Raw genomic sequence first — 22,260 nt, 5'->3', positions numbered from 1 at the left:
ATTCAAATATTTAATTATGAACAGAACTATATCCATTTTACTGTATTTTTTGGTTTGTAATCTGTATGGACAAGTAGGGATTGGAACTCTTACTCCTCATGAAACATTAGAAGTTAACGGGGATCTCATCGTAGAAGGATTGGAACCACTAGAAAATTCCACTTCCCTTGTTGGGGCCGATGATGTAGGCAACCTAACTATTCTGAATTTAGACAATCAGCTTACCTTAGAGAACAATCGACTCGAACTAAGTAGAAGTATCTATTACAGCATAGGGGATACCGATTTGTCTGGAATTTCGGTGGGTCCCGGAAATTTGGTTCATAATATAGATCTTGAAATGGGTTCGGGTGAAATAAATGAAGGAAAGACTGTGATAAATATTATAGCGCTTCCTTCTAATATAAAAATCACAGGGATAGATGATGGGGTTGATGGACAACATTTGTTCGTTTATAATTCGGTGACCAAGAATATTGTGTTTATCGATGAATCGGACCCTAAGAGTTTAAATTCCTTACCGAGGAATAGGATGAAGGTTCTTGCCGGTTCGGAAACACTCGCCGGCACCGGAAGTGTGGAATTTATTTATGACGGCAATGCACAACGCTGGATTCTATTATCAATACACGACTAACTATGAAAACAAGAGTAGTATTTTTCGTCATATTCTCTATCATTTCTTCTACGGCATCGCCTCAAGTAGGGATTGGAACATCTAATCCTCAAGCGACGCTCGATGTGAATGGAACAGTTAGAATAAATCAATTGCCAGTTGGGACTACCAATGAAATCTCACTCACAGGAACGGCTTCTTCCAGATCTCTAAATAGAACTGACCTTGGGGCAAATCTTATTATTATAGATAATAGTCTAGACACTGCACCGGTGTCTGGGACTGTGGGTGATTTTAACCTGGGTCCATTAGCTGGAGGTACCATTAATAACCTAGATCTTGATTTGGGGTCATCCGGCATTAATTCGAGGGCCACATTCATTAGAGTTTATGGGTATTTAGTGAGTGCAAATATTGCTGGGATCACAGGAGGTGTTAATGGGAGACATGTGTCACTTTATTTTTCAGAAACGGCTGGAGTAAGTATTTTGGAGAACAGTCCATTGGCACTACCTCAAAATAGAATATTGACTGCAGCCACTTCACAACTTTCAATTAGTGGAGAAGGATTTATCGACCTTGTATACGACGATGATGCTGGTTCGGATGGTTTAGGACGTTGGATCGTTATAAAATTTCGCAGTTGAGCGGAAAGTTTTAAACGTTTTTAGTCTCTTTTCTTTGTACAACGGCTTTTAATTAGGTCTAGCATCTCTTTCTATGTTTTAATTTATTTACTATAAATTAAATCGAATACCAATTTTGAATTGACAACGCAACGCTTACCTTTGTCATTCATCTACACCCTTTAGATCATAGTTAACAATCAAAATTAAGACAAGATATGCCCGGATTTGAAATTTTTGGCGCCGAAGAACGCAAACAAGTAAGTGATGTTTTAGAAAGTGGTGTGCTCATGCGCTATGGTTTTGATGGTATGCGAAATGGCCACTGGAAAGCCAAGGAATTTGAAAAGGCCTTCGCCGAACGTATGCAATCGCAATATTGTCAATTGGTTTCCAGTGGGACTTCGGCTTTGACCACGGCACTCGCTGCCGCCGGAATTGGAGCAGGGGATGAGGTAATCATGCCTACGTTTACCTTTGTTGCCAGTTTCGAATCGATTATGATGCTGGGCGCTGTTCCGGTATTGGTCGATATAGATGATACATTGACCTTGGATCCAAAAGCGGTCGAAGCAGCAATCACGCCAAATACACGATGCGTGATGCCGGTGCACATGTGTGGTTCCATGGCTAACTTGAAGGCCTTAAAGGCCCTCTGCAACAATCATAAACTCATTTTGCTGGAAGATGCTTGTCAGGCCTTAGGAGGTACCTATGAAGGCAAGCCCTTGGGTAGCATTGGCGACTTGGGATGTTTTTCATTCGATTTTGTAAAAACCATTACCTGTGGTGAAGGTGGCGGTATTATTACCAATAACGAGCAGTACGCCGTAAAATTAGATCAGTTTCAGGACCATGGTCACGACCATGTGGGAAATGATCGCGGTGCTGAATCACACCCTTATTTAGGGTATAATTTCAGAATTTCAGAATTGCATGCGGCAGTAGGTTTGGCACAGTTGGACAAGCTTGACGGAATTCTAAAAACACAAAAACGAAACTATTCGATAATCCGAGAGGCCCTCTCCACTATTGAAGGCGTGACCTTTAGACGTGTGCCGGAAGGTGGCGAAGAGAATTATTCTTTTTTAAATTTCTTTTTGCCTACCGAAGACCTTGCCAAAAAAGTACATAAGGCATTGGGTGAAGCAGGAGTAGATGCTTGCTTTTATTGGTATACGAACAACTGGCATTATATCAAAGGGTGGAATCACTTGAAAGAACTGAAATCCATGGGCCGCCTGCCTTCAGAAATTAGAGCCCGGATGCAGGATCTAAAAACAGCCGATTTCTCTAAGAGTGATGCCTGGATGAGCAGAACGATTTCTTCTTTAATCAAAATAGGTTGGAGCGAGGTAGAAGTTCAAGAGCGCGCAACTATTATGAAAGAAACGATAGAAAAGGTGCTTAGTAGTTAACATACGCCGTAAATTCCAAGCCGTGGATTGTAATTTCATTGTGTTTGGTTTACTTGCTGTTGGGGGACTAAAACATATTGAAATATAAAAACCTAAACTTATATATTATGAAACCAACAATAATTATTCTACTTGCATTTATCTTCTTGAATAGTTGTAAAAATAGTGAAGATTCCAAAAACGAATCTTCTGCAATTCAGGATAGTATTGCTAATGCTAAAACTGTTAATGTAGAAAATATGAAGTCTGAAGTTATAAGCGAGAATAACAGTTCAATAGCTGAAAACTCCCAAGACGATTGGTATTGGAAAAATACTATGATGAGTAAAAATAATAAGTTCGAAAATTGGGATGGTGGTTCTGCCAAGCTTTTAATGTCGTATAAATCAATAGGAAATGGATCTGAGCCTAAAATAATACACGTTGGGAGTGTAAATTCTGAAGGTCTTGTACAGATTAATTTACCCGAAGTTATAACAACCGAAACAAGCTTAGACTATATAGGGAACCTTGTGTTTTTCGATTTCCAAGATATTGGAGCATTACGTTATGATAATGGAAAAGTCGGTTCTTTTTCCAGAACTTCTTTACAAGTGGAACAACATGATAAAATTATTGGCAATATTACAATGGGAAACTCTGTACGTGTAACCTATAATCTTACCAACCAAAGTACATTGACCATGGGTGACGAAGGTTATATTCTTTATTGGGTATATGTAGATGAGGCTTGTAAGATGCAAGGAACCGAAAATAGAAAAGATAAAGTTCGAAGAGATGGGACCAATACAATAGATGCAGCAACAGAGGTGGTTTATGACCTTCAGTTGAAACAAGGTTGGAATTTTGTAAAAACGGAGGTAATAGGTAGTTACGATTTAGATCATGAAAGAGGCTTAAATGCGTCTTGGTTTAAAAAACACAAACATACGGTAGTACCTGAAATTCCAAGTGATGCGGTTTATTTTTTCAGAAAAAATAACTATTAATAGCTCACATATTCTGTAATCTCAAGCCCATACCCAATCATCCCAACACGCTTGGTTTGTTCACTATTAGAAATAAGACGAATTTTGTGAATTCCCAAATCGTGGAGAATCTGGGCTCCAATCCCGAAATCCTTGCTGTCCATATCAATACGCGGCGCTTTGGCTATTTCGTTTGGTTTTTGCGCTCCTTTCAGTTCTTTTAAGCGATTCAAAAGGTTTAGCGATTGACTCTGTTGATTAATAAAAACAATGGCTCCTTTCCCTTCAGAATTGATTACACTAAACATATCGTCTAGTTTCTGTTCGGTATTGTTTGTCAACGTACCCAAAATATCACCGTTTACCAGAGTGGCATTTACGCGAACCATCACGGGTTCATTCTCTTTCCAATTACCCTTTGTTAAAGCAATATGAACCTGATCATTGGTAGTTTGTTTATATGCCCGTAATCTGAAATTACCAAACTTGGTATTGATACTAAAGTCCTCCTCTTTTTTGATAAGCGAATCGTGCTCCATGCGATAGGCCACCAAGTCTTCAATAGAGATGATCTTTAAATCGAATTTTTTAGCCACTTTTACCAATTGAGGTAAACGCGCCATCGTGCCATCTTCGTTTAGAATCTCCACCAAAATACCTGCCGGTTGAAAACCGGCCAGCCTGGCCAGATCAATTGTGGCTTCGGTGTGTCCTGTACGGCGCAATACTCCGCCGGTTTTAGCTTTTAAAGGAAATATATGTCCGGGTCTTCCCAGATCACCCGGTTTGGTATCTTTGTTTACTAATGCCTTAATGGTCTTCGCCCTGTCGTGTACCGAAATTCCCGTAGTACAACCGTGACCAATTAAATCTACCGAAACCGTAAACTGTGTATGGTGCAAAACAGTGTTGTTTTCAACCATCATATTTAGGTCAAGGGCATTGCATCTTTCTTCTGTGAGTGGGGCGCAAATAAGTCCGCGACCGTTCGTCGCCATAAAATTGATCATTTCGGGAGTTACCATCTCGGCGGCGGCAATAAAATCGCCTTCATTTTCGCGATTTTCATCATCCACTACAATAATAATCTTCCCATTCCTGATATCTTCTATGGCTTCGGAAATGGTATTGAGTTGTATTGATGTGTTTTTTTCGGTAGTAATCATAGCATTCAATTGTAAGTGCAAAGATATTGAAAACTAAACTTCTTTGGTAAATGCTATTCTTTCTTTTTAAATAGACCTGTAATTCGTTGCATGAAAGAATCAATATCAAAGATGCCTTGATCTGTAGTAGCGCGATAGGTGAGCCAAATACTTAATGGGAGCATAATTGCCGTACTCAACCAACTGGCAATAAAGGGGTGCATGGTGCCATCTTCGGCACTATTTTTAGCAAATATTCCTATAAAATGATAGGTAAGAAATAGCAATACTGCTACCACCATGGGTAATCCCATGCCCCCTTTGCGGATGATCGCCCCCAATGGAGCACCCACAAAGAACAAAATGATACACGCCAGCGCCAACACATACTTTTCATGCAATGCGATTTCGTGTTTGTTAATCCGTTTGGTCTTGATATGAAATTCAGTTTTTTTGCCCTTTACCGCTTGAATGGTACCCCGAACATTTGTAATGGCCAGCGAAATAATATCGGCCTGTTGTTTGGTTTCGTAAAGATCGGTTATCAAATTAAAGGGTTTGATGGAGTCTTTTTTAACAGGTGTTTCCCCGCTAAACTTGGTCACTCCGGTACGGGTATACATGGTTTCAGAAAAGGCCGCAATATCTCTGGTATAGCTATTGGACAGGGAATCGATCTCAACGAACAACTCATTAATTTTGTACATATTATGGTTGTTGAGTTCGTTTTCTTTATCGATATCGGTATCGTTAAATTTGGTAAGATCGATATTGATGGTATAGGATTCGAAATAGCTTTTGGCAAAGGGTTTTCGAAGTTGTTTTTTTATGTCCTTAACCTGTACATCATCGTAATAATTTCCGTCATTCAGAATTAAAGAAAGCGTATTGCTTCCTTCTTGGCTAGCCAGTTCGCCATTATCGGCAATAATAACCGTGTAGTTTCCATTGGGCTTCGAAGGTTTTTTTTGATGAATTACAATATCGTTCAAAAACTGATCTCGGTCTCCACTTTTCTTACCTACCTTTATGTTGAAATCGTCACCAATCTGACTAAACTGTCCTTCGGCTATGATCATGGACGGACTCACCTGTGCGATATTTCGCCTTAGGTTTTGCCATTTATATTCCGAATAGGGGATCACATTATTGGCAAAGAGAAAGGCAACGCCTGCAAGCACTAAAATAAAAACCGTAAGACTTCGCATGGCGCGCTGCAGTGATATTCCGGTCGACTTCATCGCTGCGAATTCGTATTTTTCAGAAAAACTTCCAAAAACCATCAAGGAGGTTACCAAAATTGTCAGCGGTAGCACCAATGGAATTAGGCGCGGGGAGACGTACCATAAGAATTTTAATACAACCCAAACATCCAGATCCTTTCCCGCGAGCTCATTGATGTACAACCAAATAGTTTGAAGCACAAAAATGAACATTAAAATAATGAAGACGCTAAAAAACGTCTTCAGGAAGGTGACTAATATGTAGCGATCCAGAATTTTCAAAACATCGGCTAATCAAGCTTATTGATGTAGTATCCATCCTGCTTGTACTTAGCTTCGTCAAAGGTAAAAAGAGTTTTGGACAACGGCTGATTGGTTTTGAATGAATTTACCGTAAGCGTGTATTTTGTTCCCTTGGCATCGGTTTGTATAAGTTTATAAATATGTTTCGTTTGCACGTCTATACCTAGTAATACTTCTTTCATTTCGGCCTTAGAATCGATGGGAATCAATTTTACAAACTGAATTTTCCGACCCTTTACATTCTGTACAACATCCATTTTGGACGTATATCCCTTCTCGTAAAAAGTCAATAATTTTGACGGTGTTACATCTTTATCATCCTGTGTATTATAGGTAGAAATGGTTACTTCTTCATCTTCAGGAACAATGGTAAATATCTTTTTACCGTCAAACAAACGAGTGGTTCCCATCATGTGTAATATATACTTATTTCCCGAAAGCGTGACATCACCTCGTGTATCCTGATTTACTTTCTCTTTTACGTTGTTGAGATTGTATTTGAAATCAATCTGAATATTATCATAGCTCTTTGCCTTGGCTGAAACTTCATTCAACAAGGATTTTGCATCTTGTGCGTAGCTCGAAAAGGTAAAAAGGATAAGTACTAAAAAGGCTAACTTTTTCATGTTACTAAGAATTACTTTCGTTTTCTAATAGTTGGTTTAATGCGTCAATGGTTGGAACAAGTACTTGTCTGGCCTTGCTCCCTTCAAAAGGACCTACAATTCCAGCAGCCTCTAACTGATCGATGATCCTACCGGCACGATTGTACCCTAGTTTCAACTTTCGTTGTAATAAGGAAGCAGAGCCTTGTTGAGCAATCACCAAAACTTCTGCAGCATCCCGAAACATCTTGTCTCGTTCCTCTATGCTAATATCAAGATTTGTGCCACCTTCTTCTCCTTCGTATTCTGGTAATAAATAAGCATCGGGATAGGCTTTTTGAGATCCAATATAATCGGTTATATCGGCAACTTCAGGGGTATCGACAAAGGCGCATTGCAATCTGGTTAGATCATTTCCTTGTGTAAATAACATATCGCCACGACCAATCAATTGATCGGCTCCCGAACTGTCCAAAATGGTACGGGAATCGATCTTACTAGTTACCCTAAAAGCAATACGAGCCGGGAAGTTGGCCTTAATAATACCGGTAATTACATTTACCGAAGGACGTTGTGTGGCAATTATCAAATGAATTCCAATAGCTCGCGCCAGTTGTGCCAGTCTTGCGATGGGTGTTTCCACTTCCTTGCCTGCAGTCATGATAAGATCGGCAAATTCATCGATTACTAGTACGATATACGGCAGGAAACGATGTCCCTCGTGGGGGTTTAGTTTTCGGGCCTTGAATTTGGTATTGTACTCCTTAATATTGCGCACCATGGCATCCTTAAGGAGGTCGTAGCGGGCGTCCATTTCAATACAAAGTGAATTCAGTGTATACACCACCTTGTTGGTATCGGTTATAATGGCCTCTTCGGTATCGGGTAGTTTGGCTAGATAATGTCGTTCAATTTTATTAAAAAGCGTCAATTCCACTTTTTTAGGGTCAACCAGTACCAATTTAACTTCTGCAGGATGTTTTTTATAAAGTAAGGAGGTAAGTATGGCATTTAAACCTACCGACTTCCCTTGTCCGGTGGCTCCTGCCATAAGTAGGTGAGGCATTTTAGCCAGGTCGACTACAAAGGTTTCATTGCTGATGGTTTTTCCCAATGCCATGGGGAGTTCCATTTCGGCATTCTGAAATTTAGGTGAAGCAATCACCGAACGCATCGAAACAATTTTTGGTGTTTTGTTGGGCACTTCAATCCCAATAGTACCGCGCCCCGGGATAGGAGCTATAATTCGAATCCCCAATGCCGAAAGCGATAGGGCAATATCGTCTTCTAAGTTCTTAATTTTTGAAATCCGAATTCCCGCATCCGGTACAATTTCGTATAAGGTCACCGTAGGCCCCACGGTTGCTTTGATGTTTGCAATCCCTATCTTGTAGTTATTAAGTGTATTGACAATTCGGTTCTTGTTTTCCTCGAGTTCTTCTTGATTGATGGTAATTCCTTTTCCACCTGTATAATCTTTCAACAGTTCGATCGATGGAAATTTATAATTACTGAGTTCCAAAGTAGGATCGAATTCGCCAAAATCTTCTACCAGTTTTTTGCTGATATCTCCTTCCATGATCTCTTCTTCGGGAGCCTGCTCAATTTCCATTTCGACATTGGTTTCTTCAGAAATAGAAAAATCTTCGGAAGTTTTTATAACCGGTTCGGGAAGGTCCTCTATTTCTTCTTCGGAAGGCAATACCGCATCAACTACCTCCTTTTCGTAATCGGTTTGCGAGATGGCATCGGTTCCTATTTCCGAAGCAATTGTTTCTGAAGCAAAATCGTTGGCTATTTCCTTTTTAGTACTTTTTAACGCGGTCGTAACCTTATCGGGTGTTACTTTTAAACGCACCACCAGGTAGATGATGGCAAGAAAGGTCATCACTAGAATAGCGCCTATTAAACCCAGATAATCCTGAAGCAGATCGTTGAGTTCATATCCTATGGTGCCACTGAACAAATTGGCGGTCGATTTGAAAAATCCAAAAAATACCGAGAACCATATCATAAGTAAGACGCCCCAGAACCAAAAGCGTTTTAATTGTTTTTTTGCGAAATCGAAAAAGAAGTAAACTCCGGTAAGGGTGATTAAAAAGGCTAGGATAAAGGCCGAAATTCCGAAGCCGTCATATATAAAAAAATGACCGACGTTGGCCCCAAATTTGTTCAACCAATTCTGGGCTTCCAAGTCGCGATCGCTTAGAAGGCCGATATCGCTTTGATCGGTCTGCCAGGTAAAAAAATAGGAGGCAAAAGAAAACAACAAGGCAATCCCCAATAAGAACAGAAAGCTACCCAAAAGTACCTTTTGTTGTTTAGAGAGCGTAAAACTAATTTTTTTACGTGGGGTTTTCGATTTAGCGGATTTCTTTTTCGCCATGTACGCTTAGGTTGTCTTTGAGCAAAAATACAAATATACAACGGCACAAGCTAAATAAAATTTTATAAAAAAAAGGGTGTTTAAAATCCAACAATCTTAGGAGACTATATGTTGGGAAGCTCATATTTTATCAATAATTCGCCAGCTGATTGCCAACGCATCCAACCTTTTCCCACTTCGCGATAATTCTTGTCATTTAAGACGAGCTGTACCCATTCATCCTTTACTTGTAATGGGCGGAGGTGAATATAGGGGGTGTTGACTTCTCCTGCAATATCCAAGGGCTTTATTTTTGGAATTTGAGATCTACCCTCGATACATTCAATGGATGAAACCGTTAAAAGAAACTCCGGCCAAAAAAGCAGCTCTCCATTTCGTTTATTGAGATAGGCCGTTTGCCCTGTTTTTGAATTCACTACCACTTCAATAAATTCGCGACCCACGGTTTTCACTTTAAAATAAAAGATGCCAAATGGTGAATTCATGGCCTCAGGCAACAACCAAGGCGGTGCTGAAACTAGGGCGAAATCACCAAATTGATCACGTCCTAGTGCAAGGCTATCTGTTGGGGTATGTTGGCTTACCGATTTTTCATGGGTCACGTTACCGTAAAAAAAAAGAGTGGGATACTGATAAAAGTTAGGCTTGAAAAATCCGAGACCCATATCGTCATTTTCTCCCATTGGATTTTTTATTGGTATGGAATGAGAAGCGTCGTTTTTATAATATGTTACCATCCCAATTGGCTCAGTCTGCTGAGTTGGCTCGGTAGGGGCCGGTTTAAACTGTTCGCTTTCCTCTTTGGCATTTTGACGCTGAATATAGCGGTAATGTGTTATCCCGTAACCGATAAGAACTACCGCCAATAAAACGATATTGGCATATACGATAAATTTGTGCCGTGCATAATGGGCAATAAAAAAGGAAGCGATAAATGCGATAACGCCAAACATTATACCATACCCCAATACAATAGCTCCACCAGCTAGGCCTTGTCCCTTGCCTGCATCAATGAGGCCGGCGAAGTAGAGGCCAATGATAAAAAAGGCAACAAGCATTAAAAAGTAAAATCCTAATCGGGCGGGTTTGAAGAAGTTTTTCATATTTTAAAATTTAAGCGAACAGGTTATAAGTAATCAAAAGTTTTCCGTCTTTTTTCCAACGTATCCAACCTTTTCCTTTTACGGTGTCGTAATCGTCGGCCAATATTTCCACTTCCATCCAATCGCCCATAATGTAGCGAACCCTAAAGTTTGTAGGACTTACCACTCTTCCTGCCGATTTTATCATAGGGTTGTCGAAAACTTTTTGGTTTTTGTCTATAAATTCTACCGAATGGCAATTGAGAAAAAACTCGCCCCAGGTCATAAAGTTTCCTTGCCAGGTACTCACATAGGCCGTCTTCCCGGTTTCTTCATTAATGATAATTTCATGATAGTCTCGGCCCATACGTTTTACCCGTATGGCAAAAACACCATAGTCCAATTTTTCATGAAACGGCGCAAAACCTTCGGGGGCATAGCCAATTCCATCCACATGGTTTGCGTATCGTTTTACAAAGGTGATACTATCTATGGGGCGTTCTTGGCTGCCTGCCCTGCTGTTGGGAATGTCGTACAGGTACAGGGTTTCGACTTCCTCTGTTTTGGGTGAAAAAAAGCCCTCTCCAAGCTCGTTTTGTGCCACTATGCGAACACAACTAAAAAATAAAATGATCGAAACTATGAGGTAATTCTTCATTATTTAGATTTTTAATACTTGAAGACCTGTTTAACATCTTCGCCTTTTTTAATCGTCACGGTGGCCGATTTTTCACCCTCAAAGCCGGTTTTCCGTAGTGCCTTTACTTTCACCTGGTATGTGCCCGGGTTGATAAACATCTTTACCCCACGATCATAAGACCTTCCTCCACCTACACTTTTACCCGAAGCAACCTCAATTACGTCAACCGTACAGTCTATTATTTTATCACCACCCATGGGTAAGATTTCCAATGTGCCCGATTCAAAATTATAATCCACTTTAGTGGTTTGTCCACCTATGATTACTTGGTTCTCTAGTGTTGTTTTTGTGTGTAAACCATTCAATTTGAGTGCCGCTATAGCAATACTGTAGGTGCCTGCATTCAATTCTATTTCGTTTGATCTACCGTAGGTACGACTTCCACCCACAGACTTTCCTTCTGTATTTTTTACATTTACAGTAGAGTCCCAACCTTCACCGTTGTTGGTCGTGGTAACTATAAATTTTCCACCGTCAAAGCTTACATTACTGTATGTCTTTTTATCGTCTGAAGTTTTAACTCCCTTTAGCACTATGGGGGCTACTTTAGAGTTTTCAAGGGGGCGAATTTCAAGATCATAGGTTTCTTGGGGTAGATAAATATATGCTGTATCTCTATAGGTTCGTGTGCCTCCAGCCTCGTTTTTAGTGCCCGATTTATAGGCAATTACCAAAGCGTCAATGGCTTTGCCATTCATTGTGGCATACACTCCGTGGTTGCCCTCGGGCTTATCCACTGTTTGGGAGGCTACTTGGGTCATGGCATCGCCCAATCCACCGGCATCGGCAGCATCGTAATAATTACCATCGCCCGCTTTGGCAGCACATTCTAGTTGTTCGGTTTCGCCTTTTTTCAGACCAAAACCAACGATGTGAAGTTTAAAATCAATCCCTTCGGCCTTGGCTGCTTTTACCACATCACAGATGTTACCATCGCAGGATTCTATTCCGTCAGTAATTAAAACTATTGTAGCTTTTTCTTTGCTTTTCCGAAGCTGATCAATAACCGTGGTCGCTGAGTAGGCGAGGGGTGTCATTCCCAAGGGTTTAATACCTTTTACGGCGGCGGCCACCTTACTTTTTGAAGTATTTTCAATAGAAAGTAATGTTTCCACATCACGGCAATCTCCTTTTTTACGGTGTCCATAAGCTACCAAGCCTATCTTTTGATTTTCGGCAAAATCGTTTATTGAATTTGAAAGGACAGTAGATGCTATTTCCATTTTAGTTTTGCCCTGCATTTGTCCCCACATTGAGCCACTGGCATCATAAATAAATATAATGGGTGAGGGAACTTCGGGGGCTTGTTTGGTCTGCGATATAGTTTGAAAAAAACATAAAAATGTGCAAAGAAGGATGGCTACTTGTTTCATTTTGAAAAAGTTTTGGTTAAAAAGAGTTTTACTAAATATAATTAAAAAATTAAATTAGGAATAAACCTACGAATCTAGTAAAACGCTGTCAACTACCTGTTTGGGTGATTTTCAAGCTAGAATTTTGGGATGTAGATAAAACAGGCAATTGCGATTGCAGCAATAGCAGCGAAGAATACTGCTCCGGCAGCAACGTCTTTTATATAACCAATTTTATCGTGGAAGTCGGGATGTACAAAATCGGCCATCTCTTCGGCCGCCGTATTTAAGCCTTCGATGCTCATTACGAGTCCGATCGCTCCAATTTGAAACATCCATTCGACAGCCGATATTTCAAAATAGAATCCGGCAATGGTCACGCCAATAGCAATTACCGCCTGCACTTGAATACTGGGTTCATTTTTTAACAGCATGATGGCCCCTTTCGTTGCATAAACGAACCCTTTAAGGCGTTTTCCTATAAACGAATTCCACATTAGACCACTGCTTTTAAAGCCGAAGCATAGTCAGGTTCCAGACCAATTTCGGGAACCAATTCGGTATAAAGAACTTTATTGTTTTCGTCCAACACCAGCACTGCTCGGGCCAGTAAACCGGCAAAGGCGCTTTTAGTAATCAACACACCGTAATCGGTTCCAAACTTTACATCTTTAAAATCGCTTAACATCTCGACATTTTCAATCCCTTCGGCCGCGCAAAAACGCTTTTGGGCAAAAGGAAGGTCTTTTGAGATACAAAGCACTTTTGTATTGACGAGATTTGAAGCTTCTTCGTTAAATTTTCTTGCCGAAGCGGCACAGATTCCTGTGTCAACGCTGGGAAAAATATTCAGTATTTTTCGCACAGGGCCATAGTTGCTAAGGGATTTAGCGGATAAATCGGTTGCGGTTAACGTAAAATTAGGAGCCACACTGCCCACTTTTGGTAATGCGCCATTTGTTTCGGCAGGGTTGCCCCCTAGGGTAATAGATGCCATAGTTTGAGTTTTAATTCAGGATATAAAAATACATATTCTAGCGAAGTATTTCATTAAAGGGAATGGAAAGGATGTGGTTTTAATAACAAATTAACTTCAAAATTACCCAATCGGGTAATTGACAGCCTCTTAGCGAAATAATAGCTTTGGCATATACTAATCTTCCTCAATGTTAAATATTAATTTTATGAAAAAACAACACACCATCGTAACAATTGTATTGTCTGTTCTTTTTGTATTTGCAGGCACTCAAGATGTAGAAAGCCAAATTCTAAAAAAATTAAAAAAGAAAGCCGAAAATACCGCCACGCGTAAATTGGAACAGAAGACCCAAAAGGATACCGAAAAAGTTATGGATACCTTATTGGGTAATGGTGGCAACAATGGAGGCACTTCAAGTGGTGGCAGTACCTCTGGAAACAGCGGATCTTCCAATGAGGCAGAAACGAATTCAAATTCAACGTCTAATTCCAATTCGGATATAGTGGACATGTACTCCAAAAGTGATTGGGTAGCTGGTGAAGATCTTATCTTATTTGATGATTTTGCCGACGATCCTGAAGGTGATTTTCCGCAATTGTGGAATACTAACTCATCCGGTGAAATTGTGACGTTAAGTAGTCACCCTGGGGTTAAATGGCTGAAACTATACAATAGAGGAATGTATCAGCCCGATCTTCCTAAAAATTTGCCTAAGGATTTTACAATAGAATTTGACGCCATAGGCTTTAATATTCATGAAGACAATACATCTCAGACGGCCAACTTATATGTGATTTTAGGGGACGGCCGAAAAGCGTTAAAAGAGGGAGCATATTATGCATCAGCATCTTTATCTCCCTATCAAAAATGGGTAAAAGAACAATTCTTTAAATCATGGGATAGCAAGCAAGGGGAAATTGTACGGGGGAATCGCGACAAAGATATTCGTCAGGCGTTTCAGGAAGGTGCACATATTGCGATTTCTGTAAAGGGAAACCGGTATCGTCTTTATGTCAACGGTGATAAGATATTTGATTTTCCGCGGGCTATAAAAGATGGAGCATTGTTAAATTCGGTGCTTTTCAATTGTTATGGAGTGGGAGATGAAAAGCAGAATGTATTAATTACCAACCTTCGTATTGCTGAAGGCCTGCCCGAGCCTCGTGCTAAATTATTCAGCACCGGAAAATACACTACAAATGCTATTTTGTTTGATGTAAATTCAGCCGAAATTAAGGCCGAATCCTATGGAATTCTTCGGGAAATAGCCGAAGCCATGAAAACCGAGCCCGATAAGAATATTTTGATCGTAGGCCATACAGATAGCGATGGCACAGATAGCCACAACCTCGAACTTTCAAATAATCGGGCGGCATCAGTGAAAAATGCTCTGGTTTCTCAGTTTGGGGTCTCTGCAGACAGATTGACAACTAAGGGTAAAGGCGAAAGCGAGCCGGTAGCTTCGAATGATTCTGCAATGAATAAGGCAAAAAATAGAAGGACGGAATTTATTGTCCAATAAATTTTAAACATATATACTTTATGAAAAAAATATTCTTTTTACTACTAGTAATAGTTACGATGGGTCTGTATGCCCAAGATGATTGTATCCCAATCCCTAACGGAAATTTCCAAAATTGGACTGGGAATGACGACCCCGTGAATTGGCTTACCACAAATATGGGTGATAAATACGGAACTCCCACAGTAGAATTTGACATGCGAAATGTTTTTAAAACTCCGGGGAAGTTTGGTAATGGTGTACGTATAAAAAATGCGTCTGTTTTGGAGATGATCAAAGAGGAAAAACCAGAGGAATACGCTAAGCTCCCTGCGTCTTTAAAAGAACAATTGCGTAAAAGCTCTTTTAGTGGGTCGTTGTTTACTTGCCAAGGTGACTGTGAAAGTGCCACTTTATCGGAAAATGAGATATTCATGCGTCAAAACATGTTCTTCCCGCTAGAAAAGGCTCCTGGAGCGTTGTGCGGATATTACAAAGCCAATTTAAAGGAAGGAGATAAATTATGGATCCTTCCCTATCTTGCCATTGAAAATGATTTATCGGCGGGCGGCGTTATGCCCGGCGAAACAGCGTCGGTCATTACAAAAAGCGTGAGTGTCTGGACACCCTTTAGGATTCCGCTAAGGATTCTACCAGACAGGACTCCCGTAAAAGCTTTGATCCAAATGCAAATGGTGGGCAGTGGATTTCCGGTTACACCTCCCTATGGGATGGGTGCTGTAGAGTTAGCTCAAAAATACCCAAGCACAGATGGCAGTGAGGTTTTTATTGATGAATTGTGTTTTTGTGGCGAGGCTGATGTGATAGATCCAGATGATCCAATTTTGGCGACTATCGATTTGGGTACAGACACAAATGGATCTGATCCCGGAGATGATCAAAATGACGATAATGATACTTCTGAAAAAATATATATCGCCACAAACGGAAGTGACACTAATTCCGGAACTAGCTCCAGTCCATTTGCCACCATGCAAAAAGCATTGACTGAAGCACATGTAAAGCGTTTGCGAGGAAAATCGGTCAAGATTATAGTAAAGAATGGTACGTACAGACAAGAAGCCAATTTTAACGGCACGGGAAGTGCAGCATTGCCACCGCTTTTAATCGAAGCCGAAACAAGACATCAGGCTATATTTATTGGCTCTGAACCGATTACCGAGAACCCCAATTGGCAAAGCCAGACTCCAGGATTATACATGTCTAATAAAGGAACCTTACACCCAAATCAAAAACCGATATTTGATGCTGCTAACTACGGCAATCCTATGGATACTTCGGTACCGGCCTTGGTAGTAAATGGTACGCAATTGAAACATCAACAGGGAGGAGATCTTAGAAATATACCGAATGCATACATGTACAGTCCACAATTGTTTATGGTAAATCCCGGTGCTGCAAGCCTCTCGTCGGCTATGGTTGAAGTTAGCGTGCGTGAAAACGCAATTAAGATAACTAATGGAGGAAATGTGACGGTAAAGGGATTACGACTAAAAGGATTTCCACAAGCAAGCATACCCCAACTTAACGAACAACAAATGCCAGGTCTCGATGGAGTTACCGCAGTAGATTGTAAATATGAGTAGGTAGTGTTTATATTGATATGTTTTTCAACAGGCAAGGCCCATAAAGTTAATTCTTTAGGGCTTTTGTCTTTTTAAGTACTTGAGTTTTTTCTGAAACCTTCTCCTCGGCACGTACGTAACGACGACTCGCACCTTGGAATTAAAATACTTTTAATTCTACTTCCGCATATCACTCAAGATGTGCCCTTTAGCAGAAAAGATAGTTGTATCGACTTCTTTTGAAAGATTTTCAACTTTTAAGGAAAGATCGGGCTTGTCATTTTTGCCTCTTAAAATTGTTTCGATGGCAAAGGATTGTATGCCGCATTTGTCAAGCATATCAATTGCTTTAGTATCTTCTCCTGCTCCCACAGTTTGGTAGGCCAAAAGTTGAATTAGAGTCAGCTCAATGGTGTTTGTACCCCAAACACTTATTTCAAACTCTTCGCTTTCGCAGTTTATTTCTGAACACCAAAGCCCGTTAATTTCTTTTTGCTCGCCCGTGTAATTAAGCTTCGTTCGTGGGCCTGTTCCGTATTCACGCAGCGCATAATGCATGGCCGGCCAGTTTTTTTCATTCATTGGCAGGATATAGCCGCCTTTTGTGTCTTTTATTTCGAATAGCCCGGTGATAGTAGTGTCTGCCGGACTGAAAACCAAACGCAAGTCTGGTTGATTTTGTTCGGCATGTATAATTATGGCTGTTTTTGTTTCATTAAAATAATATGAAATGGAATCGATCCGTTGGTTGCCATTATTATATACCTGAGTTATTATCAAATCGAAACTTCCTGTAAAGGATTGGGCTTGGGAAAGGGTTGCTGCCAACAGTGCTATAAGTAATAATTTGTAATTCATATTTTTATAAATTAAGGCTGTATAATTAATATGAGTCCCTAAAGTTCTTTAAGGTTTTGATTGTCTAAAACTAATTTGCTAATCATTTTTCGATAGCTTTTACCTAGAAGAATTTACAATACATTGGATATACAAGACCTTAGGGCGTTTATTGCCTTGAATGTATTTACCCTTTATTTTATTATATCCATCCTCTTTTAATGGCCTTGCTTACCGCTTCGGCACGAGAATTTACGTGCAATTTTTTGTAAATATTCTTTATATGTGCCTTGATAGTGTTAGTGGAGACAAATAGATCTTGGGCAATTTGTTTATTGTTGGTGCCGTTGCTGAGTTTTTGAAGCACTTCCAATTCTCGTTCACTAAGAACACTCCCTTTGGTGGGTTTAAAAGAAGCAATTACTTGCCTGGCAATGGATGGGCTCATTGGGGCTCCACCTTCAAAAACTTCGGAAATGCCTTGCAGCAAATACTTCGAATTGGAACCTTTAACCAAATATCCAACAGCCCCCTGCCGTAAAGCAGAAAATACCAGATCTGATTCCTCATGAACGGTAAGCATCACGATGTTGAGTTCGGGTTGCAGCTTTTTTAGCTTCGGAATGGCTTCAATGCCACTTATACCGGGAAGATCAATGTCGAGTAAAAGCACATCGGGGTGATGTTCCTTTAAATTTTCCAATGCTGCTTCGGCCGAAAAAAAAGTTCCGGTTACCGAATATCCTTCGGCATTATTCAAAACTTGCTGAAGCGATTTCAGTATTAATGCATCGTCTTCAACTATGCAAATTTTTATGATTGGCATATTATTCAATAGTTTTCAGAAAGATACGATTCAAAATATTAAAATTCAATTACCCAAGCGGGTAGTTTCCAAGGTAAGGGTGAGCGTGGTGCCACCATTTGTTTTCGATTTAATTTTCAGTGCACCTCCAAGGGCTTCAGCTCTTTCGCGCATGTTGTTTAGGCCATTCCCCGTATTTTCTTGGTCTATATCAAAGCCGCTGCCATTGTCTTTTAGCCTTAAAGTGAGTTTTCCGGGTTGATGTTGAATGTAAAAATGCAGGGTAGTTGGTTTACCATGTTTTACGCAATTGTTCGTGGCTTCTTTTAAAATCATTAATAAATGGCGACGTTCTGCCATATTAAGTTCTTTAGTCTTTAATGACTCGGATATAGGCTCCGACTTAAACTGGATATTTGCATATTCGCAAAAATTGCCTGCAAATTCGGTATATCGCGTTAAGGTTTCATATGCATTATCCTTGGTAGGGTCCAAGGCCCAGATAAAATCACGCATCCCAGCATTGAGATCTTGTAGATTCTCTTCAATTTGTTTGAGGTGATTTTGAACTTCGGGTTTGTCTTCGGTGTTTAGCTTAACCAATTCGGAAATTAGTGCAATTCGAGTAATTTTTGTACCGGCCTCATCGTGGAAATCACGTGAGCTTCTTTTCCGGAAGGCCTCCCGTTCCTGTGTTCGAGCCTTGTCGATCTGTGCCTGCACCTTTATTTTTTGCGTTGCCTGATTAATACGATGGCGTACAAAAAGGTAAAATAGTCCCGAAAGAAGTAAGAAATAGGCTAGATACGCATACCAACGCAACCACGGAGGATTGCTAATATGTACGTTTAATGAGGCGCCGGTTTCGTTCCAAATCCCACTGCTGTTAGCTGCCTGTACTTTAAAAATATAGTCACCGGGATCGAGGTTAGTATAGGTGGCAGATCGATCGTATCCGGCCGCTACCCAATCTTCATTAAAACCCTTCAACATATAGCGATAGGTGTTTTTTTCTGGGCTTATAAAGCTTAGACCTGCAAAATTGAAGGTAATCATATCGTGCTTCCAAGAAAGTGAAATAGCCTTTAAATAGGGCAGGTTTTTCGTGAGTGTAACTTCTTTGGTATCAGATATGAGATTTTCAACTTTTACAGGTTCATTGAATAATGACATGCCGGTAAGTACCACAGGAGGTACAAATTGATTTCCTACTAAGCTGTCCGGATGAAAAATATTAAAGCCGTCAACACCTCCAAAATAAAACAAGCCCTTGCGATCCTTATAATAGCCATTTTGGTTGAATTCATTGCTTTGAATCCCCTGACTCACATCGAAGGTTTTAACTACCTGTTCCGTTTTGATATCAAAGGCCACAAGCCCTTTGTTTGTGGACATCCATAGATTTCGATGACTGTCTTCAAGTATTCCGTAAATTACATCATTGGGAAATCCTTGTTCCTGTCCAAAATTGACGAAGAGCGAATCGTTTTTTCTTTCCTTTTCTGAACTAAGCACATCGAACATATTCGATTTAAGTTTAGGAATAAGCTTGTTTAACCCACCATTTGTCCCAATCCATAGGTTGTTCTGCCCATCTTCATAAAGAGACAAAATTATATCGTTACTGAGGCTGTTTTTGTTTTCAGGGTTGTTTAGAAAATAGATAAAACGTTCTGTTTTCGGATCAAACAGGTTCAATCCACCCGTAGGAGTCCCAAACCAGAGGTTGTCGAAGCTATCCTGTAAAATGGTAAATACATAAGAGTGACTTGTCCCGGTACCGTCTTTTGCAGGGCCGTACTTTTTGATAGTATTTTTTTGCACATCGTATTTCCATAAACCGGCTCCGCCAGTTCCCAACCAAATAAACCCTTCTTTGTCTTCGGTAATAAAATGAATGGAAGTCTTGTTCACAGTGGCATTTGCAGGTTTAATACGAGTGATCTTATTTCCAGAATCGATTTTGTAAAATCCATTACTTCGGGTACCCATCCACTTATTCCCCTTGGAGTCTTTAAAAAGACAGAGAACATAATTGGTCTGTAATTCGTTATTTTTAGAATCCTCCTTTCTGAAAACTGTAAACGAATTGTTCTTTTTGTCGTAAAGATTTAAACCGTCCGTCGTACTTATCCAGAACAGGCTGTCGTTCTCTTCCATAAAGGAGTTGACATTCTTACTACTTAGTCCTTTTTTTCCGGCAATATTTCGGATATGGATAAAATCGGGTTTTTCCTGTTCTATTTTATTTAATCCGTTTCGGGTTCCTATCCAAATTACACCATCATCCGATTTCAGAAGGGACAAAACATTGCTGTGCGAAAGACTTTTGTCATCTGTAGCATCGCTTTGAAACGTACTAATTTTACCGGATTTTGAATCGAATATAAGCAGCCCGATATTGGTTCCAATAGCAAAGCGCTTATTGTTTAACGGAAGTACATTTCGAAATCCGGGAGTTCGGTCGTCCATCTGAATGGATGAGGCGTCCAAAAGCAACGTATCTGTCTCTTGTTTTGGATCAATCTGAAGCAAACCGGTCGTACAAGAAACCAACAATTTTCCATTCACAAACTGTATATCGGAAACATTTCCCAAGCTAACCGAATTTGAGTAAGGACTACGTTGGTAATACACTGTTTGGTGTGTCTTGGTATGGAAACGCGTGAGTCCCGAATCACTTCGGAGCCATAAATTACCACTATCGTCAGCCGTCACTATACCAATATAGTTGTCGCGAAGTGTTTTATCCGAATTTTTGTGCGAGAGGAACAACTCAGATTCTCCCGATGATTTGTCAAATTTGATAAGTCCTTCATTGGCACCAAGCCAGAGTGTGCCATTTGGATACTCAGTAATAGAAAACAAACGGTTACTGGGAAAAGAAGCAGGGTCATCGGGATTCAATTTATATCTATGAATGACGCCGGTTTGTAAATCGAGACTGTTTAAACCGCCTCCAAAGGTTGCGATCCAAAGCACATGGTCATCATCTTCATATAAATCCCAAATATAATTATTGCTTATGCTATTTGGATTTCCTCGCTCATTTCTGAACTGCGTATAGGTATACCCATCGTATCTATTTAGTCCATCCTGCGTTCCAAACCACATAAAGCCCAATTTATCCTGATAGATACATGTGACCGAATTTTGTGAAAGTCCGTCATCAATGGTACTCTGTTTGAAGGTGAGGATTTCCTGCTGTGCAAAACTCTGTTGCAGGAATAGGAGGAGGCTAATAAAAATAAAAATGGTACATAATTTCTTTTGCACTGAAGTTGTATTTAGTTGACTCAAGTAGCGTGGGGAAGAAACAAGAAAGATAGGTTCATTCTTTGAAATTTACAAGCATGAAGTTTTAAAATTATAATACAGTAAAATGAAAAGCCCGTTTCCATGGAAACGGGCTTACACTAATCTAACTTAAACGAAACTATCTAAACAATACTTTTAATTGAGTTGTTGCGTTAAATATTGGGCAACACCATCTCTATCTGCGTGCATGGCGGTAGCTCCTTCTTGCCAGTTGGCAGGACATACTTCACCATTTTCTTGTACATGTGCGTATGCATCGATTAAACGGATAAATTCAGCCACATTTCTGCCTAGCGGCATGTGATTGATACTTTCGTGGAATACGGTTCCTTCTTCATCGATCAAATAGGTCGCACGATAGGTTACATTATCACCGTCTACCAAAACGTTTCCGGTTTCTTCATCGTAGCGTTCGTTGGTGATATCTAAAATATCTAATTGCGATGAAAGGTTTCGGTTGCTGTCTGCAAGGATAGGGTAGGTAACGCCTTCAATCCCTCCGTGATTTTTAGGAGTATTCAGCCATGCAAAATGCACTTCAGCAGTATCGCAAGAAGCGCCAATCACCAAGGTGTTTCTTTTTTCGAATTCACCCAAGGCAGCTTGAAATGCGTGTAATTCGGTTGGACACACAAAGGTGAAGTCTTTAGGATACCAAAAAAGGAGTATTTTTTTACCTTCCGTTTGTGCTTTGGACAAGATATTTATTTTTTGTGTAACGCCTGTTTTATCGGTTGCGGTAACACTTAGATTTGGGAATTTTTTTCCTACGAATGCCATTGTGATATTTTTTGAATTTTAGTACTTGTT

19 protein-coding genes are annotated in these 22,260 nt (G+C 40.1%); 6 read left to right on the top strand and 13 right to left on the bottom strand.

Features of this window, described 5'->3' with window-relative positions; translation table 11 throughout:
• Positions 1-16: 16 nt before the first annotated feature.
• From K8F54_RS11670 to K8F54_RS11655, 4 genes are all read left to right on the top strand, one after another.
• Complete coding sequence (locus K8F54_RS11670) at positions 17-637, top strand: hypothetical protein (RefSeq protein ID WP_290791122.1); 621 nt, start codon at positions 17-19, stop codon at positions 635-637.
• Between the two features lie 2 nt (positions 638-639).
• Complete coding sequence (locus K8F54_RS11665) at positions 640-1,263, top strand: hypothetical protein (protein ID WP_290791120.1); 624 nt, start codon at positions 640-642, stop codon at positions 1,261-1,263.
• A gap of 197 nt (positions 1,264-1,460) precedes the next feature.
• Entirely contained in the window at positions 1,461-2,660 is a 1,200-nt protein-coding gene (locus K8F54_RS11660) for a DegT/DnrJ/EryC1/StrS family aminotransferase (RefSeq protein ID WP_290791118.1), read from the top strand.
• Positions 2,661-2,767: 107 nt separating this feature from the next.
• Complete coding sequence (locus K8F54_RS11655) at positions 2,768-3,649, top strand: hypothetical protein (protein WP_290791116.1); 882 nt, start codon at positions 2,768-2,770, stop codon at positions 3,647-3,649.
• On the opposite strand, the gene ribB is transcribed toward K8F54_RS11655, so the two are convergent.
• The 9 genes from ribB to tpx form a co-directional block, all read right to left on the bottom strand.
• Entirely contained in the window at positions 3,646-4,794 is a 1,149-nt protein-coding gene (ribB, locus tag K8F54_RS11650; protein ID WP_290791114.1) for a 3,4-dihydroxy-2-butanone-4-phosphate synthase, read from the bottom strand. The two genes, K8F54_RS11655 and ribB, sit on opposite strands and share 4 nt — an antisense overlap.
• Positions 4,795-4,847: 53 nt before the next feature.
• Positions 4,848-6,278, bottom strand: coding sequence for an LptF/LptG family permease (locus K8F54_RS11645; RefSeq protein ID WP_290791109.1), 1,431 nt, complete (start codon positions 6,276-6,278; stop codon positions 4,848-4,850).
• 8 nt (positions 6,279-6,286) lie between these two features.
• Positions 6,287-6,925, bottom strand: coding sequence for an outer membrane lipoprotein carrier protein LolA (locus tag K8F54_RS11640; RefSeq protein WP_290791107.1), 639 nt, complete (start codon positions 6,923-6,925; stop codon positions 6,287-6,289).
• A 4-nt stretch (positions 6,926-6,929) separates the two neighbouring features.
• Positions 6,930-9,290 carry a DNA translocase FtsK gene (locus K8F54_RS11635; protein ID WP_290791105.1) on the bottom strand — a complete coding sequence of 787 codons (2,361 nt, stop codon included), beginning with the start codon at positions 9,288-9,290 and terminating at the stop codon, positions 6,930-6,932.
• 104 nt (positions 9,291-9,394) lie between these two features.
• The gene (locus K8F54_RS11630; RefSeq protein ID WP_290791103.1) at positions 9,395-10,393 is read right to left on the bottom strand and encodes a hypothetical protein; all 999 of its coding nucleotides are present in this window, start codon (positions 10,391-10,393) and stop codon (positions 9,395-9,397) included.
• A gap of 10 nt (positions 10,394-10,403) precedes the next feature.
• Positions 10,404-11,030 (bottom strand): hypothetical protein, encoded by a 627-nt coding sequence (locus K8F54_RS11625; protein ID WP_290791101.1) that lies wholly within the window; start codon positions 11,028-11,030, stop codon positions 10,404-10,406.
• A gap of 11 nt (positions 11,031-11,041) precedes the next feature.
• On the bottom strand, positions 11,042-12,445 hold the full coding sequence (locus K8F54_RS11620; RefSeq protein WP_290791099.1) for a VWA domain-containing protein: 1,404 nt from the start codon (positions 12,443-12,445) through the stop codon (positions 11,042-11,044).
• 116 nt (positions 12,446-12,561) lie between these two features.
• Positions 12,562-12,921, bottom strand: a complete 360-nt coding sequence (locus K8F54_RS11615) for a diacylglycerol kinase family protein (RefSeq protein ID WP_290791097.1) — start codon at positions 12,919-12,921, stop codon at positions 12,562-12,564.
• Complete coding sequence (gene tpx / locus K8F54_RS11610) at positions 12,921-13,421, bottom strand: thiol peroxidase (protein ID WP_290791095.1); 501 nt, start codon at positions 13,419-13,421, stop codon at positions 12,921-12,923. Before tpx ends, K8F54_RS11615 begins: the two co-directional genes overlap by 1 nt.
• Positions 13,422-13,608: 187 nt before the next feature.
• On the opposite strand from tpx, the gene K8F54_RS11605 reads away from it, so the two are divergent.
• Together K8F54_RS11605 and K8F54_RS11600 are read left to right on the top strand one after the other, a co-directional pair.
• Complete coding sequence (locus tag K8F54_RS11605; RefSeq protein WP_290791093.1) at positions 13,609-14,925, top strand: OmpA family protein; 1,317 nt, start codon at positions 13,609-13,611, stop codon at positions 14,923-14,925.
• A gap of 20 nt (positions 14,926-14,945) precedes the next feature.
• Positions 14,946-16,511 carry a hypothetical protein gene (locus K8F54_RS11600; RefSeq protein WP_290791091.1) on the top strand — a complete coding sequence of 522 codons (1,566 nt, stop codon included), beginning with the start codon at positions 14,946-14,948 and terminating at the stop codon, positions 16,509-16,511.
• 156 nt (positions 16,512-16,667) lie between these two features.
• Here the strand turns inward: K8F54_RS11600 and K8F54_RS11595 are convergent, their stop codons facing one another.
• The 4 genes from K8F54_RS11595 to K8F54_RS11580 form a co-directional block, all read right to left on the bottom strand.
• Positions 16,668-17,348 (bottom strand): hypothetical protein, encoded by a 681-nt coding sequence (locus K8F54_RS11595; protein ID WP_290791089.1) that lies wholly within the window; start codon positions 17,346-17,348, stop codon positions 16,668-16,670.
• A 181-nt stretch (positions 17,349-17,529) separates the two neighbouring features.
• A complete protein-coding gene (locus tag K8F54_RS11590) occupies positions 17,530-18,153 on the bottom strand; it encodes a response regulator transcription factor (protein WP_290791087.1) in 624 nt (207 codons plus the stop codon).
• Between the two features lie 45 nt (positions 18,154-18,198).
• Entirely contained in the window at positions 18,199-21,408 is a 3,210-nt protein-coding gene (locus tag K8F54_RS11585) for a sensor histidine kinase (RefSeq protein WP_290791084.1), read from the bottom strand.
• Between the two features lie 177 nt (positions 21,409-21,585).
• Positions 21,586-22,230: a peroxiredoxin gene (locus K8F54_RS11580; protein ID WP_290791082.1), complete on the bottom strand. Its 645-nt coding sequence runs from the start codon at positions 22,228-22,230 to the stop codon at positions 21,586-21,588.
• Positions 22,231-22,260 lie beyond the last annotated feature (30 nt).

Origin of the sequence: Altibacter sp. (assembly GCF_019913785.1) — a bacterium.
Taxonomy (GTDB): Bacteria; Bacteroidota; Bacteroidia; order Flavobacteriales; family Flavobacteriaceae; genus Altibacter.
The sequence above is the reverse complement of the archived record's forward strand: the minus strand, read 5'-3'. Positions and strand labels throughout refer to the sequence as shown.

Excerpts from the sequence above, each read along its gene's own strand:
- K8F54_RS11670 (WP_290791122.1), top strand. The coding sequence starts at position 17 with ATGAACAGAACTATATCCATTTTACTGTATTTTTTGGTTTGTAATCTG.
- K8F54_RS11665 (WP_290791120.1), top strand. The coding sequence starts at position 640 with ATGAAAACAAGAGTAGTATTTTTCGTCATATTCTCTATCATTTCTTCT.
- K8F54_RS11660 (WP_290791118.1), top strand. The coding sequence starts at position 1,461 with ATGCCCGGATTTGAAATTTTTGGCGCCGAAGAACGCAAACAAGTAAGT.
- K8F54_RS11655 (WP_290791116.1), top strand. The coding sequence starts at position 2,768 with ATGAAACCAACAATAATTATTCTACTTGCATTTATCTTCTTGAATAGT.
- ribB (WP_290791114.1), bottom strand. The coding sequence starts at position 4,794 with ATGATTACTACCGAAAAAAACACATCAATACAACTCAATACCATTTCC.
- K8F54_RS11640 (WP_290791107.1), bottom strand. The coding sequence starts at position 6,925 with ATGAAAAAGTTAGCCTTTTTAGTACTTATCCTTTTTACCTTTTCGAGC.
- K8F54_RS11635 (WP_290791105.1), bottom strand. The coding sequence starts at position 9,290 with ATGGCGAAAAAGAAATCCGCTAAATCGAAAACCCCACGTAAAAAAATT.
- K8F54_RS11630 (WP_290791103.1), bottom strand. The coding sequence starts at position 10,393 with ATGAAAAACTTCTTCAAACCCGCCCGATTAGGATTTTACTTTTTAATG.
- K8F54_RS11625 (WP_290791101.1), bottom strand. The coding sequence starts at position 11,030 with ATGAAGAATTACCTCATAGTTTCGATCATTTTATTTTTTAGTTGTGTT.
- K8F54_RS11620 (WP_290791099.1), bottom strand. The coding sequence starts at position 12,445 with ATGAAACAAGTAGCCATCCTTCTTTGCACATTTTTATGTTTTTTTCAA.
- K8F54_RS11615 (WP_290791097.1), bottom strand. The coding sequence starts at position 12,921 with ATGTGGAATTCGTTTATAGGAAAACGCCTTAAAGGGTTCGTTTATGCA.
- tpx (WP_290791095.1), bottom strand. The coding sequence starts at position 13,421 with ATGGCATCTATTACCCTAGGGGGCAACCCTGCCGAAACAAATGGCGCA.
- K8F54_RS11605 (WP_290791093.1), top strand. The coding sequence starts at position 13,609 with ATGAAAAAACAACACACCATCGTAACAATTGTATTGTCTGTTCTTTTT.
- K8F54_RS11600 (WP_290791091.1), top strand. The coding sequence starts at position 14,946 with ATGAAAAAAATATTCTTTTTACTACTAGTAATAGTTACGATGGGTCTG.
- K8F54_RS11595 (WP_290791089.1), bottom strand. The coding sequence starts at position 17,348 with ATGAATTACAAATTATTACTTATAGCACTGTTGGCAGCAACCCTTTCC.
- K8F54_RS11590 (WP_290791087.1), bottom strand. The coding sequence starts at position 18,153 with ATGCCAATCATAAAAATTTGCATAGTTGAAGACGATGCATTAATACTG.
- K8F54_RS11580 (WP_290791082.1), bottom strand. The coding sequence starts at position 22,230 with ATGGCATTCGTAGGAAAAAAATTCCCAAATCTAAGTGTTACCGCAACC.